Annotated in this window: 26 protein-coding genes; 1 reads left to right on the plus strand and 25 read right to left on the minus strand. The window is 59.8% G+C overall.

Annotation, left to right across the window (positions count from 1 at the left end):
• Positions 1–105 precede the first annotated feature (105 nt).
• The 25 genes from rplO to rpsL form a co-directional block, all read right to left on the minus strand.
• A complete protein-coding gene (gene rplO, locus ACT54B_RS12860) occupies positions 106–582 on the minus strand; it encodes a 50S ribosomal protein L15 (protein ID WP_476045351.1) in 477 nt (158 codons plus the stop codon).
• Between the two features lie 16 nt (positions 583–598).
• Positions 599–796, minus strand: coding sequence for a 50S ribosomal protein L30 (rpmD, locus tag ACT54B_RS12865; protein WP_476045352.1), 198 nt, complete (start codon positions 794–796; stop codon positions 599–601).
• A 14-nt stretch (positions 797–810) separates the two neighbouring features.
• A complete protein-coding gene (gene rpsE, locus ACT54B_RS12870) occupies positions 811–1,380 on the minus strand; it encodes a 30S ribosomal protein S5 (RefSeq protein WP_476045353.1) in 570 nt (189 codons plus the stop codon).
• Between the two features lie 158 nt (positions 1,381–1,538).
• A complete protein-coding gene (gene rplR / locus ACT54B_RS12875) occupies positions 1,539–1,901 on the minus strand; it encodes a 50S ribosomal protein L18 (protein ID WP_476045355.1) in 363 nt (120 codons plus the stop codon).
• A 12-nt stretch (positions 1,902–1,913) separates the two neighbouring features.
• Positions 1,914–2,447: a 50S ribosomal protein L6 gene (rplF, locus tag ACT54B_RS12880; protein ID WP_476045357.1), complete on the minus strand. Its 534-nt coding sequence runs from the start codon at positions 2,445–2,447 to the stop codon at positions 1,914–1,916.
• Positions 2,448–2,486: 39 nt separating this feature from the next.
• Positions 2,487–2,885, minus strand: a complete 399-nt coding sequence (gene rpsH, locus ACT54B_RS12885) for a 30S ribosomal protein S8 (RefSeq protein WP_476045358.1) — start codon at positions 2,883–2,885, stop codon at positions 2,487–2,489.
• Positions 2,886–2,897: 12 nt separating this feature from the next.
• Entirely contained in the window at positions 2,898–3,203 is a 306-nt protein-coding gene (gene rpsN / locus ACT54B_RS12890) for a 30S ribosomal protein S14 (RefSeq protein WP_476045359.1), read from the minus strand.
• 33 nt (positions 3,204–3,236) lie between these two features.
• The gene (gene rplE, locus ACT54B_RS12895; protein WP_476045361.1) at positions 3,237–3,794 is read right to left on the minus strand and encodes a 50S ribosomal protein L5; all 558 of its coding nucleotides are present in this window, start codon (positions 3,792–3,794) and stop codon (positions 3,237–3,239) included.
• Entirely contained in the window at positions 3,787–4,095 is a 309-nt protein-coding gene (gene rplX, locus ACT54B_RS12900) for a 50S ribosomal protein L24 (protein WP_476045363.1), read from the minus strand. Before rplX ends, rplE begins: the two co-directional genes overlap by 8 nt.
• Before the next feature lie 13 nt (positions 4,096–4,108).
• Entirely contained in the window at positions 4,109–4,477 is a 369-nt protein-coding gene (gene rplN, locus ACT54B_RS12905; protein WP_007770138.1) for a 50S ribosomal protein L14, read from the minus strand.
• 214 nt (positions 4,478–4,691) lie between these two features.
• Positions 4,692–4,928 (minus strand): 30S ribosomal protein S17, encoded by a 237-nt coding sequence (gene rpsQ / locus ACT54B_RS12910; protein ID WP_183366350.1) that lies wholly within the window; start codon positions 4,926–4,928, stop codon positions 4,692–4,694.
• Positions 4,929–4,940: 12 nt separating this feature from the next.
• The gene (gene rpmC / locus ACT54B_RS12915; protein ID WP_476045365.1) at positions 4,941–5,141 is read right to left on the minus strand and encodes a 50S ribosomal protein L29; all 201 of its coding nucleotides are present in this window, start codon (positions 5,139–5,141) and stop codon (positions 4,941–4,943) included.
• 11 nt (positions 5,142–5,152) lie between these two features.
• Complete coding sequence (gene rplP, locus ACT54B_RS12920) at positions 5,153–5,566, minus strand: 50S ribosomal protein L16 (RefSeq protein WP_183366352.1); 414 nt, start codon at positions 5,564–5,566, stop codon at positions 5,153–5,155.
• A gap of 38 nt (positions 5,567–5,604) precedes the next feature.
• Positions 5,605–6,327, minus strand: a complete 723-nt coding sequence (gene rpsC, locus ACT54B_RS12925) for a 30S ribosomal protein S3 (RefSeq protein WP_476045367.1) — start codon at positions 6,325–6,327, stop codon at positions 5,605–5,607.
• Entirely contained in the window at positions 6,327–6,716 is a 390-nt protein-coding gene (gene rplV, locus ACT54B_RS12930) for a 50S ribosomal protein L22 (protein ID WP_476045368.1), read from the minus strand. Before rplV ends, rpsC begins: the two co-directional genes overlap by 1 nt.
• A 2-nt stretch (positions 6,717–6,718) precedes the next feature.
• Positions 6,719–6,997: a 30S ribosomal protein S19 gene (gene rpsS / locus ACT54B_RS12935; RefSeq protein ID WP_476045370.1), complete on the minus strand. Its 279-nt coding sequence runs from the start codon at positions 6,995–6,997 to the stop codon at positions 6,719–6,721.
• A gap of 15 nt (positions 6,998–7,012) precedes the next feature.
• Positions 7,013–7,849: a 50S ribosomal protein L2 gene (rplB, locus tag ACT54B_RS12940; RefSeq protein WP_476045372.1), complete on the minus strand. Its 837-nt coding sequence runs from the start codon at positions 7,847–7,849 to the stop codon at positions 7,013–7,015.
• A 12-nt stretch (positions 7,850–7,861) separates the two neighbouring features.
• The gene (locus ACT54B_RS12945) at positions 7,862–8,155 is read right to left on the minus strand and encodes a 50S ribosomal protein L23 (RefSeq protein WP_476045373.1); all 294 of its coding nucleotides are present in this window, start codon (positions 8,153–8,155) and stop codon (positions 7,862–7,864) included.
• Complete coding sequence (gene rplD / locus ACT54B_RS12950; protein WP_476045374.1) at positions 8,152–8,772, minus strand: 50S ribosomal protein L4; 621 nt, start codon at positions 8,770–8,772, stop codon at positions 8,152–8,154. Before rplD ends, ACT54B_RS12945 begins: the two co-directional genes overlap by 4 nt.
• A 12-nt stretch (positions 8,773–8,784) precedes the next feature.
• Positions 8,785–9,468, minus strand: coding sequence for a 50S ribosomal protein L3 (gene rplC / locus ACT54B_RS12955; protein ID WP_476045375.1), 684 nt, complete (start codon positions 9,466–9,468; stop codon positions 8,785–8,787).
• Positions 9,469–9,498: 30 nt separating this feature from the next.
• Positions 9,499–9,807 carry a 30S ribosomal protein S10 gene (gene rpsJ / locus ACT54B_RS12960; protein WP_006728688.1) on the minus strand — a complete coding sequence of 103 codons (309 nt, stop codon included), beginning with the start codon at positions 9,805–9,807 and terminating at the stop codon, positions 9,499–9,501.
• A 138-nt stretch (positions 9,808–9,945) separates the two neighbouring features.
• Positions 9,946–11,121, minus strand: a complete 1,176-nt coding sequence (gene tuf, locus ACT54B_RS12965) for an elongation factor Tu (protein WP_476045377.1) — start codon at positions 11,119–11,121, stop codon at positions 9,946–9,948.
• Between the two features lie 72 nt (positions 11,122–11,193).
• Positions 11,194–13,293, minus strand: a complete 2,100-nt coding sequence (gene fusA / locus ACT54B_RS12970) for an elongation factor G (protein WP_476045378.1) — start codon at positions 13,291–13,293, stop codon at positions 11,194–11,196.
• Between the two features lie 30 nt (positions 13,294–13,323).
• Positions 13,324–13,794: a 30S ribosomal protein S7 gene (gene rpsG / locus ACT54B_RS12975; protein ID WP_476045380.1), complete on the minus strand. Its 471-nt coding sequence runs from the start codon at positions 13,792–13,794 to the stop codon at positions 13,324–13,326.
• A 70-nt stretch (positions 13,795–13,864) separates the two neighbouring features.
• The gene (rpsL, locus tag ACT54B_RS12980) at positions 13,865–14,236 is read right to left on the minus strand and encodes a 30S ribosomal protein S12 (RefSeq protein ID WP_003507760.1); all 372 of its coding nucleotides are present in this window, start codon (positions 14,234–14,236) and stop codon (positions 13,865–13,867) included.
• Between the two features lie 602 nt (positions 14,237–14,838).
• Here rpsL and ACT54B_RS12985 point away from each other — a divergent pair.
• Positions 14,839–15,132, plus strand: a complete 294-nt coding sequence (locus tag ACT54B_RS12985; protein ID WP_476045381.1) for a transcriptional regulator — start codon at positions 14,839–14,841, stop codon at positions 15,130–15,132.
• Positions 15,133–15,244: the final 112 nt, after the last annotated feature.

Below are 15,244 nucleotides of genomic sequence, written 5' to 3' on the forward strand. Positions count from 1 at the left end.
GCGTCCGGCGGATCACCTGAAGCGATTCCCTGTCCGGACAGTGAGGCTCACATATGGGAGCAAAACCGCCCGGTGTGAAGCACCCCGGGCGGTTGTTTGACAAACTTATTCGGCAGCAGCCGGCTGGGCGAGCAGCTGCAGGGAGCCGCCGGCCTTTTCGACCTTCTCGGCGGTCGGCTTGGAAGCGCCAGCAACGACGAGGGTCAGCTTTGCCTTCAGCTCGCCGTCGGACAGGAGGCGAACGCCATCCTTCTCGCGACGGATCACACCGGCAGCCTTGAGAGCGGCTGCGTCGACCGTGGCCTTGGCATCGAGCTTGCCAGCATCAACGGCAGCCTGGATACGGCCGAGGGAAACCTCGACGTAATCGGAAGCGAAGATGTTGGTGAAGCCGCGCTTCGGCAGACGGCGGTAGATGGGCATCTGGCCGCCTTCGAAGCCGTTGATGGCAACGCCCGAACGAGCCTTCTGACCCTTGACGCCGCGACCACCGGTCTTGCCCTTGCCAGAACCGATACCGCGACCAACGCGCTTGCGGTTCTTGGTGGAGCCTTCGTTGTCCTTGATTTCATTCAGTTTCATGGATCTCTCCTCCGGCTCACTTCTCGTCGACGATGCGGACGAGATGCTGGACCGCGCGGATCATGCCGCGAACTGCCGGGGTATCTTCCAGCGTGCGGCGACGGTGCATCTTGTTCAGTCCGAGACCGATCAGCGTCTGGCGCTGTACATCCGGACGGCGAATCGGGCTGCCGATCTGTTCAACAGTGACAGTCTTGCCTGCGTTCTTAGCCATCGATCAATCTCCTCTTACTCTTCGGAGGCATTGCCGGAGGCGGCGCGGCGAGCCTGGAGCGTGGCAAACTTGATGCCGCGCTGTGCCGCGATGTCCTTCGGATGTACCTGGTGCTTCAGAGCGTCGAAGGTGGCGCGAACCATGTTGTAGGGGTTCGACGAACCGGTCGACTTGGCAACCACGTCATGCATGCCGAGCGTTTCGAATACGGCGCGCATCGGACCACCGGCGATGATACCGGTACCGGCCTTGGCGGAGCGCAGCAGAACCTTGCCGGCGCCGTGACGGCCGTTGACGTCGTGATGCAGCGTGCGGCCTTCGCGCAGCGGCACGAAGATCATGTCGCGCTTGGCAGCTTCCGTTGCCTTGCGGATCGCTTCCGGCACTTCACGTGCCTTGCCGTGGCCGAAGCCAACGCGGCCCTTCTGGTCGCCGACGACGACGAGAGCAGCGAAGCCGAAGCGACGGCCGCCCTTTACCACCTTGGCGACGCGGTTGATCGCGACCAGCTTGTCGACGAACTCGCTGTCGCGCTCTTCACGGTTCTGGCGCTCTTCGCGGGGCGCCCGTTCCTTCTGTGCCATTGTCCTCTTCCTTTTTCTTTTCCGGGTGCAATGGATGAGTTTAAGGACCGCATCCGCCCATGAAGGTGGATACGGTCCCGATGAATGGGTCTGTCTTCAGGAGACCGAAACCCGATCCGTTCCGGCGACACGCCCAAAAGCAGGCGCCGGTACGGAAATCAGAAGCTGAGGCCGCCTTCGCGGGCAGCGTCAGCCAGAGCCTTGATGCGGCCGTGATAGATGAAGGCGCCGCGATCGAACACGACTTCCTTCACACCGGCCTTAACGGCGCGCTCGGCAACCAGCTTGCCAACGGCAGCAGCTGCTGCCACGTCGGCGCCGGTCTTCAGTTCCTTGCGCAGACCTGCGTCGAGGGTCGAAGCAGCGGCGAGCGTACGGCCCGCCACGTCATCGATGACCTGGACATAGATGTTCTTCGACGAGCGATGAACAGACAGGCGCGGACGGCCATTGGCCACCGCTTTGACCTGACGGCGCACGCGATTCGCACGACGAACGAGTGCTTCTTTCCTGCTAGCCATTTCGCGTGATCCTTACTTCTTCTTGCCTTCTTTGCGGACAATCCGCTCTTCGGCATACTTGACGCCCTTGCCCTTGTAGGGCTCCGGACCGCGGTATTCGCGGATCTCGGCGGCGACCTGGCCGACCACCTGCTTGTCGATGCCGCTGACGATGATTTCAGTCGGCTTCGGAACAGCGATGGAGATGCCGACCGGCGGTTCGTAGACCACGTCGTGGCTGAAACCGAGTGCCAGCTGCAGGTTCTTGCCCTGCATGGCCGCGCGGTAACCGACGCCGTTGATTTCGAGCTTGCGCTCGTAGCCGTCCTTCACGCCCTTGAAGATGTTTTCGATCATCGTGCGGGACATGCCCCACTTCGACCGGGCATCCTTGGAGTCGTTTGCCGGAACGACAACAACAGCGTTGCCTTCCATGGAAACCTTCACTTCATCGTTGACGACGAAGAACAGTTCGCCCTTGGGGCCCTTGGCGGACACCTTCTGGCCTTCAACGCCAGCGGTGACGCCTGCAGGAACCGGAACGGGCTTCTTACCGATACGAGACATTATATATTCCCTATCTGTTTGCGGGGACCCTGCGCGATCTTAGAAGACCGAGCAGAGAACCTCGCCGCCGACGTTCTGTTCGCGAGCCTGGTGATCGGCCATCACACCCTTCGGAGTCGACAGGATGGTGATGCCGAGGCCGTTCGCGACCTGCGGAATGGACTTGACCGAGACGTATACCCGGCGGCCCGGCTTGGAGACGCGGCCGATCTCGCGGATGACCGAAGCACCTTCGTAGTACTTCAGTTCGATCTGCAGTTCGGACTTGCCATTGCCGAATTCGACCTGGGTGTAGCCGCGGATGTAGCCTTCAGCCTGCAGCACGTCGAGAACGCGTGCACGCAGCTTGGAGGCAGGCGTGGATACCGACGACTTGCGACGAGCAACGCCGTTACGGATGCGGGTGAGCATATCGCCCAGAGGATCTGTCATAGCCATGTGCCCGTCTCCTTACCAGCTCGACTTGACGACGCCCGGCACCTTGCCGGTGTTGCCCAGCTCACGCAGCGCGATACGCGACATGCGGAGCTTGCGATAGAATGCACGCGGACGACCGGTGACTTCGCAACGGTTGCGAATGCGGGTCTTGGAGCCGTCGCGCGGCAGGCTTGCAAGCTTCAGGGTTGCCTTGAACCGGTCTTCGATCGGGAGGGCCTGGTTCTGAATGATTGCCTTCAGGGCAGCGCGCTTGGCAGCCTGGTTGGCAACCGTCTTGCGGCGGCGCTTGTTCTTTTCAATAGCGCTTGTCTTCGCCATAGAGGTGTTCCTTTTCTACGCTCGTCGTTACGGTTACTGACGGAACGGGAAGTTGAACTCTTTCAGGAGAGCCCGTGCTTCGTCGTCCGAGGTTGCCGTCGTGCAAACGATGATGTCCATGCCCCACATCTGATCAACCTTGTCGTAGTTGATTTCAGGGAACACAATGTGCTCCTTGATGCCCATGGCGAAGTTGCCACGGCCGTCAAAGCTCTTCGGGTTCAGGCCGCGGAAGTCGCGAACGCGCGGAAGCGCGATGTTCACGAAGCGATCCAGGAACTCGTACATGCGGGCGCCGCGCAGGGTGACCTTCGCGCCGATCGGCATGTTTTCACGCACCTTGAAGCCTGCAATCGAATTGCGGGCACGGGTGATGACCGGCTTCTGGCCGGCAATTGCTGCGAGGTCAGCGGCGGCAATGGTAGGCTTCTTGGAGTCTGCCGTTGCTTCGCCCACGCCCATGTTGATGACGATCTTGTCGATCTTCGGGATCATCATCTCGTTGGCGTAACTGAACTTCTCCTGCATGGCCTTGCGGATGCGGGATACGTATTCCTTCTTGAGCCGCGGCTCATACTTTGCCTCAGCCATCGATCACTTCTCCCGAACGCTTGGCCACGCGAACCTTCTTGCCGTCAACAACCTTGAAGCCAACGCGAGTCGGCTTGCCGTCCTTGTCCTGGATGGCGAGGTTGGACAGGTGAAGCGACGCTTCCTTGGTGATAATGCCAGCTTCCTGCGTCTGGGTCTGGCGCTGATGGCGCTTGACGAGATTGACGCCGCGTACGACGGCGCGATCTTCCTTCGGCATAACCTGAATGACTTCCCCGGTGCGGCCCTTGTCCTTGCCGGTGAGTACGACGACCTTGTCGCCCTTGCGAATCTTTTGCATCGTCATCGCTCCCTTAGAGTACTTCCGGAGCCAGCGAAATGATCTTCATGTGGTTCTTGGCGCGGAGTTCGCGCGGAACCGGTCCGAAGATACGGGTGCCGATCGGCTCTTTCTTGTTGTCGATAAGAACTGCTGCGTTGTTATCGAAGCGGATGACGCTGCCGTCGGGACGACGGATGTCCTTGGCGGTGCGAACGACAACCGCCTTCATCACATCACCCTTCTTCACGCGGCCACGCGGAATAGCTTCCTTGATGGAAACGACAATAATGTCGCCGATGGAAGCATACTTACGCTTGGAACCGCCCAGCACCTTGATGCACATGACACGACGTGCGCCGGAATTATCCGCCACGTCGAGGTTTGTTTGCATCTGAATCATATCAGGTCGCCTTCTTGTTGTTTACCGGACCGGTTGGGACGAGCCGCCGCACCGTCTTGGCTGACGGGACGTTGGGCAAGCCCCCCTGTTCCGGCTTATTTGCTACATTCAAAGCAAAAGAACGCTCGTTGCCGAGCGTCCTTTGCTCTAAGTCCGTGCTTCATACAGATATTTCAGCCAAGTGCAAGTGCGCCGGCTGAAACTTCCGCTGAATTCAGGCCTGGACGTTGATCACCGTCCAGCACTTGTCCTTGGAGATCGGCGCGCATTCCTGAATGGATACGACATCGCCGACCTTGCACTGGTTGTTCTCGTCATGCGCCTTGTACTTCTTCGAACGACGGACAGTCTTCTGAAGAAGCGGGTGAGCGAAGCGACGCTCAACGCGGACCACGACGGTCTTTTCGTTCTTGTCGCTGACGACAACGCCCTGCAGAATGCGTTTAGGCATATTATTCGGTCCTTAGGCCTTGGCTTCTGCCGCCTTCTGGCGGGCAATGGTTTTTACGCGCGCGATGTCACGACGGACTTCTTCGATGCGCGAGGACTTTTCGAGCTGGCCGGTCGCCTTCTGGAAGCGCAGGTTGAACTGCTCCTTCTTCAGCTTGGCAAGCTCGTCCTTGAGTTGGTCGGCGCTCATGGCGCGAACGTCTGCGGCTTTCATGGGCTTATTCCTTACTCTGCAATGCGCTGTACGAAGCGCGTCTTGACCGAGAGCTTGGCAGCGCCGAGACGCAGAGCCTCACGAGCGATTTCCTCGCTGACGCCGTCGATCTCGAACATGATACGGCCGGGCTTGACCTTGCATGCCCAGTATTCGACCGAACCCTTACCCTTACCCATACGCACTTCAGTCGGCTTGGCGGTGACCGGAACATCGGGGAATACCCGGATCCATACACGGCCTGCACGCTTCATGTAACGGGTGATCGCACGACGAGCCGCTTCGATCTGGCGGGCATTCACGCGATCCGGCTCCTGAGCCTTCAGGCCGAATTCGCCGAAAGCCAGGTCGGAACCGCCCTTGGCCACACCCTTGATGCGGCCCTTGAACTGCTTGCGGTACTTGGTACGCTTTGGCTGCAACATTTTCTTGTTTCTCCGAACTTATCTTTCGCCAGCGCTAATCAAGCGTTGTCGCGGCGGCGGTCGCCACGTTCGCGGCTTGCCGGACCCTGAGCATCGCCTTCCATGGCGCGGCGCTCGGAGGCCATCGGATCGTGCTCAAGGATTTCACCCTTGAAGATCCAGACCTTGATACCGCAGATACCATAGGCGGTTTCTGCTTCAGCCGTGCCGTAGTCGATATCGGCGCGCAGCGTGTGAAGCGGAACGCGGCCTTCGCGATACCATTCCGTACGGGCGATTTCAGCACCGCCGAGACGGCCGGCGCAGGTGATCTTGATGCCTTCTGCGCCGAGACGCATGGCCGACTGAACGGCGCGCTTCATGGCACGGCGGAACGCCACGCGGCGCTCGAGCTGCTGGGCGATGCCCTGGGCAACGAGGGTCGCGTCTACTTCCGGCTTGCGCACTTCGACGATGTTGAGGTGCGTTTCGGAATTGGTCATTTCGGACAGCTTCTTGCGAAGCTTCTCGATGTCTGCGCCCTTCTTGCCGATGATCAGACCCGGACGAGCCGAGTGGATCGTGACGCGGCACTTTTTGTGCGGACGCTCGATGACGACCTTTGCAATGCCGGCCTGCTTCAGCTCGTTCATCAGGTAGGTGCGGATCTTCAGGTCTTCATGAAGAAGCTGACCGTATTCCGCATTGTCTGCGAACCAGCGGCTATCCCAGGTGCGGTTGATGCCGAGGCGGAAGCCGATCGGATTGATTTTCTGACCCATTATGCGGCCTCCCCTTTGGCTTCCACTTCACGGACGACGATCGTCAGGTGCGAGAAGGGCTTCTCGATGCGCGATGCACGGCCACGGCCGCGGGCATGGAAGCGCTTCATGACGATGGAGCGGCCGACATAGGCCTCGGCGACGATCAGGGAGTCGACGTCGAGATCATGGTTGTTCTCGGCATTGGCGATCGCGGACTGAAGGGTCTTGCGAACCGTTTCAGCAATGCGCTTGCGCGAGAATTCGAGCTCGGCGAGAGCCCGGTCAACCTTCTTGCCGCGAATCATCGCAGCAAGCAGGTTGAGCTTCTGGGGGCTGACACGGATCGTGCGCGCAACTGCCTGCGCCTCGTTGTCCTTCAGCCGGCGTTCGGCTTTAGCCTTGGCCATCGTTACTTCCTCTTCGCCTTCTTGTCCGCGCCGTGACCGTAGTAGGTACGGGTGGGAGCGAATTCACCGAATTTGTGACCGACCATGTCCTCAGAGACACTGACCGGGACGTGTTTGTTGCCGTTGTAGACGCCGAACGTCAGGCCAACGAACTGCGGCAGGATCGTGGAGCGACGGCTCCACATCTTGATCACTTCCGCACGACCGCCTTCACGAACCTTCTCAGCCTTCTTGAGAAGATAGCCGTCAACAAACGGACCTTTCCAAACTGAACGAGCCATTGGAGACTTCCTCTCTTACTTCTTACGCTGGTGGCGCGAGCGCATGATGAACTTGTCGGTAGACTTGTTCGAACGGGTACGCTTGCCCTTGGTCGGCTTGCCCCACGGGGTAACCGGGTGACGGCCACCGGAGGTGCGGCCTTCACCACCGCCGTGCGGGTGGTCAACCGGGTTCATGACGACGCCGCGAACATGCGGACGCTTGCCGCGCCAACGGGAACGACCGGCCTTGCCGTCGTTGATGTTGGCGTGATCCGGGTTCGATACAGCACCGATGGAAGCAAGGCAAGAGCCGTGCACCAGGCGCTGTTCACCCGAGTTCAGGCGAAGGATTGCCATGCCCTGGTCACGACCGACGAGCTGCGCATAGGCACCGGCGGAGCGGGCGATCTGACCGCCCTTGCCCGGCTTCATTTCCACATTGTGGATGATGGAGCCGACCGGGATGTAAGCGAGCGGCATGGTGTTGCCGGGCTTGACGTCGACAGCCTTGTCCGAAGCGATGACCTTGTCGCCGGCAGCGAGACGCTGAGGAGCGAGGATGTAGGCCTGTTCGCCGTCAGCGTAGTTCACCAACGCGATGTAAGCGGTGCGGTTCGGGTCATATTCCAGGCGTTCAACGGTGCCTTCGATGTCGAACTTGCGGCGCTTGAAATCCACCAGACGGTAGGTGCGCTTGTGACCACCACCCTGGAAGCGGACGGTGATGCGACCGTAGTTGTTGCGGCCGCCCTTCGAAGTCAGACCTTCGGTCAGCTTCTTGACCGGCTTGCCCTTGTAGAGACCGGAACGGTCCACAATAACCAGCTGGCGCTGGCTGGGCGTGGTCGGATTGAAATTTTTCAATGCCATTTTCTTAATCCCTTAGAGTCCGGTGGACACGTCGATGGACTGTCCTTCGGCAAGCGTAACGATTGCCTTCTTGACGTCCCTCTGACGGCCGGCGATGCCGCGGAACCGCTTCGTCTTGCCCTTGCGGAGAAGGGTGTTGACGGCCGTTACCTTGACACCGAAGAGAGCTTCAACGGCAGCCTTGATTTCCGGCTTCGTTGCGCCCTTGGCAACGTTGAAGACAACCTGGTTGTGCTCGGAGACCAGGGTCGACTTTTCCGTGATCGACGGGGATACGATCACATCGTAGTGACGCAGATCAGTCATTTGAACCGCTCCTCCAGAGCTTCAACCGCAGCCTTGGAAAGCACGAGCTTGCCGCAACGCAGGATGTCGTAAACGTTGATGCCCTGAACCGGCAGAACATTCACATTCGGGATGTTCTGGGCAGCGAGCTTGAAGTTGCTGTCAACTTCGGCGCCACCGATGAAAAGGGCATTGTTGAGACCCAGCGAAGCGAATGCGTTCACGAGGGCCTTGGTCTTGGCTTCGGCAGCGACCAGCTGATCGACGACGATCAGGCCTTCGGAGCGAAGCTTGGCGGACAGCGCATGGCGAAGAGCCAGGGCGCGGACCTTCTTGGGCAGGTCATGGGCGTGGCTGCGAACAACCGGGCCATGAGCACGACCGCCGCCGCGGAACTGCGGTGCACGAGCGGAGTGATGGCGGGCGCGGCCCGTACCCTTCTGCTTGTACATCTTCGCGCCGGTGCGCGAAACTTCCGAACGGCTCTTGGTCTTGTGGGTGCCCTGCTGCTTCTTGGCGAGCTGCCAACGAACCATACGGGCGAGGATGTCTTCACGGGGTTCGAGGCCGAAGATGGCGTCCGAAAGGGAAACCGTACCGGCGTCCTTGCCCTCGAGGGTCTTGACGGTGAGATCCATAGTGCGGCTCCCTTATTCTGCTGCTGCGCGGAGGCCGGCCGGACGCGGAGCGCCTTCCGGCGTGCCCGACTTCACGGCGTCACGGACAACGATCCAGGAACCCTTGGAGCCGGGCACTGCGCCCTTCACCAGGATGAGCCCACGATCGCTATCGGTGGATACCACTTCGAGGTTCTGGGTGGTGACGCGGGTCTGGCCCATGTGACCAGCCATGCGCTTGCCCTTCCAGACCTTGCCCGGATCCTGGTTGTTACCAGTCGAACCATGCGAACGGTGCGAGACCGACACGCCGTGGGTGGCACGAAGACCGCCGAAGTTGTGGCGCTTCATAGCGCCGGCAAAGCCCTTACCGATCGAGGTGCCCGTGACGTCGACCAGCTGGCCGGCGATGAAGTGGGCAGCCGTCAGCTCAGCGCCGACGTCGATCAGGTTGTCTTCCGAGACACGGAATTCAACGAGCTTCGCCTTGGGCTCTACGGAAGCGGTCGCAAAGTGACCGCGGAGAGCCTTCGACGTGTTCTTGACCTTGGACTGGCCTGCACCGAGCTGAACTGCGGTATAGCCATTCTTGTCTTGAGTGCGCTGGGCTACCACCTGGCAGTTCTCCACGCGCAATACTGTTACCGGGATATGCTCGCCAGCGTCGTTGTAGACGCGGGTCATTCCCACCTTCTGTGCAATCACACCTGAACGCATCGGTTCATTCCTTCCCTTAAGGCCCTGGCCTTAAAGCTTGATTTCGACGTCGACACCGGCGGCCAGATCGAGCTTCATCAGCGCATCGACCGTCTGCGGTGTCGGATCAACGATGTCGAGAAGACGCTTGTGGGTACGCATCTCAAACTGCTCGCGGCTCTTCTTGTCGACGTGGGGCGACCGGTTCACGGTGAATTTCTCAATCCGGGTCGGAAGCGGCACCGGGCCGCGCACGCTTGCACCAGTGCGCTTGGCCGTCGACACGATTTCGCGCGTGGAGGCATCGAGAACCCGGTGATCAAACGCCTTCAGGCGGATGCGGATATTCTGGCCGTTCATTCGACTTGTCCTTGCTCGTGTTTACCGCGTGCCCTCGTATAAGGCACACATTAACTTATGTTTAACTGGACCGGTTTCCCTAAAGATGCAGGGACACCTTGGCAAGTGCCCCCGCTTCAAAAAACCGGTCCGGTTCAATTACTCGATGATGGAGGCAACGATGCCTGCGCCGACGGTACGGCCGCCTTCGCGGATAGCGAAGCGCAGCTTTTCTTCCATCGCGATCGGAACGATCAGCTCGACGTCAACGGTCACGTTGTCGCCAGGCATAACCATTTCCGTGCCTTCCGGAAGCGTCACGATGCCGGTCACGTCAGTCGTACGGAAGTAGAACTGCGGACGGTAGTTCGTGAAGAACGGCGTATGACGGCCGCCTTCTTCCTTCGTCAGGATGTAGGCTTCGGCCTTGAACTTCTTGTGCGGCTTCACCGAGCCCGGCTTGCAGAGAATCTGGCCGCGCTCGACGCCGTCACGGTTCACACCGCGAAGCAGTGCGCCGATGTTGTCGCCAGCCTGGCCCTGATCGAGCAGCTTGCGGAACATTTCAACGCCCGTGCAGGTCGTCTTCGTCGTCGGACGGATGCCGACGATTTCGATTTCCTCACCAACCTTCACAACGCCACGCTCGACGCGGCCGGTCACCACGGTGCCGCGGCCCGAGATCGAGAACACGTCTTCGATCGGCATCAGGAAGGGCTGGTCGATCGGACGCTCAGGCGTCGGGATGTAGGCGTCAACCTGAGCCATCAGCTCACGGATCGCGTCTTCACCGATCGTCTTGTTGCTGTCTTCCAGAGCGGCCAGAGCCGAACCCTTGACGATCGGAATGTCGTCGCCGGGGAAGTCGTAGGACGACAGGAGTTCACGAACTTCCAGCTCGACGAGCTCGAGAAGCTCGGCGTCGTCAACCTGGTCGACCTTGTTCAGGAATACCACGATTGCCGGAACGCCAACCTGACGGGCGAGCAGGATGTGCTCGCGGGTCTGCGGCATCGGGCCGTCGGCAGCCGAGCAAACCAGGATCGCGCCGTCCATCTGGGCAGCACCGGTGATCATGTTCTTGACGTAGTCGGCGTGGCCGGGGCAGTCAACGTGCGCATAGTGACGGTTGGCCGTCTCGTATTCCACGTGGGCCGTCGAGATGGTGATCCCACGGGCCTTCTCTTCCGGTGCGGCGTCGATCTGGTCGTAGGCCTTGAATTCACCGAAATACTTCGTGATCGCTGCCGTCAGCGACGTCTTGCCATGGTCAACGTGGCCAATCGTGCCGATGTTAACGTGCGGCTTAGTGCGCTCAAACTTACTCTTTGCCATTTTCGGCTCTCCGTTTTGTTTCAGTCCCCAGGGGGGTCAAACTTCAGTTTCTTGTGAGGCCGAAGCCCCCGGTCACTTCTGACCGGAGTACTTCGCCTGGATTTCGTTAGCGACGTTCGTGGGGACCGGCGCATAGTGGTCGAAGATCATGGTGTACTGTGCACGGCCCTGCGACATGGAGCGCAGGTTGTCCACGTACTTGAACATGTTTGCCAGCGGCACGTGAGCATTGATCACGATCGCGATGCCGCGCTGTTCCTGGCCCTGGATCTGGCCGCGACGGGAGTTCAGGTCGCCGATGACGTCGCCGACATAATCTTCCGGGGTCACGACTTCCACCTTCATCATCGGCTCGAGCAGCTGTGCACCCGCCTTCTTGGCGGCTTCACGGAAGCATGCACGGGACGCGATTTCGAAGGCGAGAACCGAGGAGTCGACGTCGTGGAACGCGCCGTCGATCAGGGTTGCCTTGATGCCGAGCATCGGGAAGCCAGCGAGCGGACCGGAAGACAGAACGCTTTCGATGCCCTTCTGGACGCCCGGGATGTATTCCTTCGGAACCGAACCACCGACAATCTTGGATTCGAACTTGAAGTCTTCGCCTTCTTCGTTCGGTTCGAAGATGATCTTGACGCGAGCGAACTGGCCGGTACCACCGGTCTGCTTCTTGTGCGTGTAATCTTCTTCGCAAGAGCGGGTGATGGTTTCGCGGTAAGCCACCTGCGGCGCACCGACGGTTGCTTCAACCTTGAATTCGCGGCGCATGCGGTCCACCAGGATGTCCAGGTGAAGTTCGCCCATGCCGGCGATGATGGTCTGGCCGGATTCCTCGTCGGTCTTCACGCGGAAGGACGGATCTTCGGCAGCCAGACGGTTGAGCGCGAGGCCCATCTTTTCCTGGTCGCCCTTGGACTTCGGCTCGATGGCGATCTGGATGACCGGCTCGGGGAATTCCATGCGTTCCAGGATAACCTGCTTCAGCGGATCGCAGAGCGTGTCGCCGGTGGTGGTTTCCTTGAGGCCGGCGAGAGCAACGATGTCGCCAGCAAAGGCTTCTTCGATGTCTTCACGGGAGTTGGAGTGCATCTGCAGCATGCGGCCGACGCGCTCACGCTTTTCCTTGACCGTGTTCATGACCGACGTGCCCTTTTCGAGCTTGCCGGAGTAGATACGGGCGAAGGTGAGCGAACCGACGAAGGGGTCGTTCATGATCTTGAAGGCGAGCATGGCGAGCGGCTCATCGTCAGATGCCTTACGCTCGGTTTCAGCTTCGGTCTTCACGTCGATACCCTTGATCGCCGGAATATCGACCGGCGACGGCAGGAAGTCGACCACGGCGTCGAGCAGCGGCTGAACGCCCTTGTTCTTGAAGGCGGTGCCGCAGAACATCGGGTGGAACTTCACCTCGATGGTGCCCTTGCGGATCAGAGCGCGGAGCTGTTCGTTGTCCGGATAGACGCCTTCGAGATAGGCTTCCATCGCAGCTTCGTCAGCTTCGACGGCGGTTTCGATCATCAGCTCACGCCACTTTTCGGCATCAGCCTTCATGTCTTCCGGGATCTCAACGACATCCCACTGGGCGCCGAGCGATTCATCGCGCCAGACGAGAGCGTTCATCTCGATCAGGTCGACGACGCCCTTGAAGTCGCTTTCAGCGCCGATCGGCAGCTGGCAGACAACCGGGATCGCACCGAGGCGCGACTTGATCATCTCGACCGAGCGGTAGAAGTCGGCGCCGGTCTTGTCCATCTTGTTGCAGAAGATCATGCGCGGAACATGGTACTTCTCGGCCTGGCGCCATACGGTTTCCGTCTGCGGCTCAACGCCGGCATTGGCGTCGAGGAGAGCGATGGCACCGTCGAGCACGCGCAGCGAACGTTCGACTTCGATGGTGAAGTCCACGTGGCCGGGGGTGTCGATGATGTTGAAGCGGCGCATCTTGCCGTCACGGCCCTTCCAGAAGGTCGTGGTGGCAGCAGACGTGATGGTGATGCCGCGTTCCTGCTCCTGCTCCATCCAGTCCATGGTCGCAGCGCCGTCATGGACTTCGCCGATCTTATGGGACTTGCCGGTGTAATACAGGATGCGCTCGGTCGTCGTGGTCTTGCCAGCGTCGATATGCGCCATGATACCGAAATTGCGGTAGTCTTCGATTTTATATTCGCGAGCCATTGGGAGCTGCCTCTTGGAAGGGTTCGTCGATTACCAGCGATAGTGCGAGAACGCACGGTTGGCATCAGCCATCTTGTGCGTGTCTTCGCGCTTCTTCACGGCGCTGCCACGGTTGTTCGCGGCGTCCATGAGTTCGCCGCACAGGCGCTCAACCATGGTCGTCTCGTTACGCTTGCGGGCAGCGGCGATCAGCCAGCGGATTGCGAGAGCCTGACGGCGCTCGGGGCGGACATCGACCGGAACCTGGTAGGTTGCACCACCAACGCGGCGCGAACGCACTTCGACATGCGGAGCGATGTTGTCGAGAGCCTGATGGAATACCGTGATCGGCTCCTGCTTCATCTTGGCCTGGACGGCGTCGAACGCACCGTAGACGATGCTTTCGGCTACCGACTTCTTGCCATGAAGCATGATGGCATTCATGAACTTGGTGACGACCAGATCACCGAACTTCGGATCCGGGTTGATCTCACGCTTTTCTGCACTGTGACGACGGGACATTCTTTGTCTCTCAAAACTTGGGTTGCATTGGCGGGCGCGTCCATTCTAGCGCCCGGTGCTCGAATGCGAATTACTTCGGACGCTTTGCGCCGTACTTGGAGCGGCGCTGCTTGCGGTTCTTGACGCCCTGGGTGTCGAGAACGCCGCGGATGATGTGGTAACGCACACCCGGAAGGTCCTTCACGCGGCCGCCACGGATCATGACGACGGAGTGTTCCTGAAGGTTGTGACCTTCGCCGGGGATGTAACCGATGACTTCGAAGCCATTGGTGAGGCGGATCTTGGCAACCTTACGAAGTGCCGAGTTCGGCTTCTTCGGGGTCGTCGTGTAAACGCGGGTGCAAACGCCGCGCTTCTGCGGGTTCTCCTGCAGGGCAGGAACCTTGTTGCGCTTTACCTGTGCCTGACGCGGCTTGCGGATCAGCTGGTTTACGGTAGGCATATAACCATCCCTTGCAAATCTAAATCGGCACCCTTACGGGCAATTCTGTCTGCCGTTTCCGGCGGTGGCTCACACGATGTCCTCATGCGCAAAACGTGGCCCTATCCGCTTGTTACGGATGGACCACAAAAGGCAGAGGACGCAGTATTCCCGCGTCGTGCGTGCAGCATTCGTGTCTTCAACGTGCGTATAAGAACCTTGTTTGAGGCGAAGTCCAGACCGTGTCGTTCCGGATCAGCCAGCCTCACATGGGCTCCGATGACCGGCGTACTACTGTTTTAGGTCGTCCGCGTCAAGGGTCGTGTGCAATTATCTTATGGGAAGGGCCCGGGAACGGCCGGTTTTGGGGGCTTTGCGCCCCTTTGGCGGGTGAAATTCGAAAGCCCCGCGTCATATGCATGGGCATTTGGTCGAAAACGGGTTAAAGAATCGTCAACTCCGGTCCGGCGACGGGAGAATCTTCGTACCTCCGCCGCCTTTGCCAGAATCACCGACCGTTCCGCCTGTTTGCGCGGTTCGTTGGTCCTCACCTGCCGGCAGCAGCCTATCGGCGCCCTGCCCGGTTCTCCAGACACCAAACGCTCTATTCCCGGGAAAATTCGATGATTACCTCACCAGACAACGATAACTTCAATGAAGGCCCGATGGTGTTCATCGTCATCGGCCGTGCCTACGAAGAAAACGACACGGAAGGCACGCCGATCCATGTTCTCCTGACCGCACCCGATGACGACACCGCCGTACGCGAGACGCTGAACGCTCTTTCCGAGGAAGGCTTTGCAGAGGCGGATCTGGATCAGATCGGCTCGCTGACCGAGATCCCGGAGGAAGAGCCGCACGCCTCGGCCTACAAGGGCGCGCTAACAGGAGAGGTCTCCATCATCCGGTTCCGCTAGGCGGGCACGGGCATAAGCCCCTGCCCTCACCTGCTCTCTCTTCATATATTGATACGGACGCAAAAATGCCCGGCTCATCACCGGGCATTTTCTTTTTTCCGTGAACCGCTGG

The sequence above is a fragment of the Gellertiella sp. DMC107 genome, assembly GCF_056313605.1.

Bases quoted from the DNA above. Each gene is read 5' to 3' on its own strand.
- rplO (WP_476045351.1), bottom strand. From the start codon at position 582: ATGAAACTGAATGAAATCAAGGACAACGAAGGCTCCACCAAGAACCGC.
- rpmD (WP_476045352.1), bottom strand. From the start codon at position 796: ATGGCTAAGAACGCAGGCAAGACTGTCACTGTTGAACAGATCGGCAGC.
- rpsE (WP_476045353.1), bottom strand. From the start codon at position 1,380: ATGGCACAGAAGGAACGGGCGCCCCGCGAAGAGCGCCAGAACCGTGAA.
- rplR (WP_476045355.1), bottom strand. From the start codon at position 1,901: ATGGCTAGCAGGAAAGAAGCACTCGTTCGTCGTGCGAATCGCGTGCGC.
- rplF (WP_476045357.1), bottom strand. From the start codon at position 2,447: ATGTCTCGTATCGGTAAGAAGCCCGTTCCGGTTCCTGCAGGCGTCACC.
- rpsH (WP_476045358.1), bottom strand. From the start codon at position 2,885: ATGGCTATGACAGATCCTCTGGGCGATATGCTCACCCGCATCCGTAAC.
- rpsN (WP_476045359.1), bottom strand. From the start codon at position 3,203: ATGGCGAAGACAAGCGCTATTGAAAAGAACAAGCGCCGCCGCAAGACG.
- rplE (WP_476045361.1), bottom strand. From the start codon at position 3,794: ATGGCTGAGGCAAAGTATGAGCCGCGGCTCAAGAAGGAATACGTATCC.
- rplX (WP_476045363.1), bottom strand. From the start codon at position 4,095: ATGCAAAAGATTCGCAAGGGCGACAAGGTCGTCGTACTCACCGGCAAG.
- rplN (WP_007770138.1), bottom strand. From the start codon at position 4,477: ATGATTCAGATGCAAACAAACCTCGACGTGGCGGATAATTCCGGCGCA.
- rpsQ (WP_183366350.1), bottom strand. From the start codon at position 4,928: ATGCCTAAACGCATTCTGCAGGGCGTTGTCGTCAGCGACAAGAACGAA.
- rpmC (WP_476045365.1), bottom strand. From the start codon at position 5,141: ATGAAAGCCGCAGACGTTCGCGCCATGAGCGCCGACCAACTCAAGGAC.
- rplP (WP_183366352.1), bottom strand. From the start codon at position 5,566: ATGTTGCAGCCAAAGCGTACCAAGTACCGCAAGCAGTTCAAGGGCCGC.
- rpsC (WP_476045367.1), bottom strand. From the start codon at position 6,327: ATGGGTCAGAAAATCAATCCGATCGGCTTCCGCCTCGGCATCAACCGC.
- rplV (WP_476045368.1), bottom strand. From the start codon at position 6,716: ATGGCCAAGGCTAAAGCCGAACGCCGGCTGAAGGACAACGAGGCGCAG.
- rpsS (WP_476045370.1), bottom strand. From the start codon at position 6,997: ATGGCTCGTTCAGTTTGGAAAGGTCCGTTTGTTGACGGCTATCTTCTC.
- rplB (WP_476045372.1), bottom strand. From the start codon at position 7,849: ATGGCATTGAAAAATTTCAATCCGACCACGCCCAGCCAGCGCCAGCTG.
- ACT54B_RS12945 (WP_476045373.1), bottom strand. From the start codon at position 8,155: ATGACTGATCTGCGTCACTACGATGTGATCGTATCCCCGTCGATCACG.
- rplD (WP_476045374.1), bottom strand. From the start codon at position 8,772: ATGGATCTCACCGTCAAGACCCTCGAGGGCAAGGACGCCGGTACGGTT.
- rplC (WP_476045375.1), bottom strand. From the start codon at position 9,468: ATGCGTTCAGGTGTGATTGCACAGAAGGTGGGAATGACCCGCGTCTAC.
- rpsJ (WP_006728688.1), bottom strand. From the start codon at position 9,807: ATGAACGGCCAGAATATCCGCATCCGCCTGAAGGCGTTTGATCACCGG.
- tuf (WP_476045377.1), bottom strand. From the start codon at position 11,121: ATGGCAAAGAGTAAGTTTGAGCGCACTAAGCCGCACGTTAACATCGGC.
- fusA (WP_476045378.1), bottom strand. From the start codon at position 13,293: ATGGCTCGCGAATATAAAATCGAAGACTACCGCAATTTCGGTATCATG.
- rpsG (WP_476045380.1), bottom strand. From the start codon at position 13,794: ATGTCCCGTCGTCACAGTGCAGAAAAGCGTGAGATCAACCCGGATCCG.
- rpsL (WP_003507760.1), bottom strand. From the start codon at position 14,236: ATGCCTACCGTAAACCAGCTGATCCGCAAGCCGCGTCAGGCACAGGTA.
- ACT54B_RS12985 (WP_476045381.1), top strand. From the start codon at position 14,839: ATGATTACCTCACCAGACAACGATAACTTCAATGAAGGCCCGATGGTG.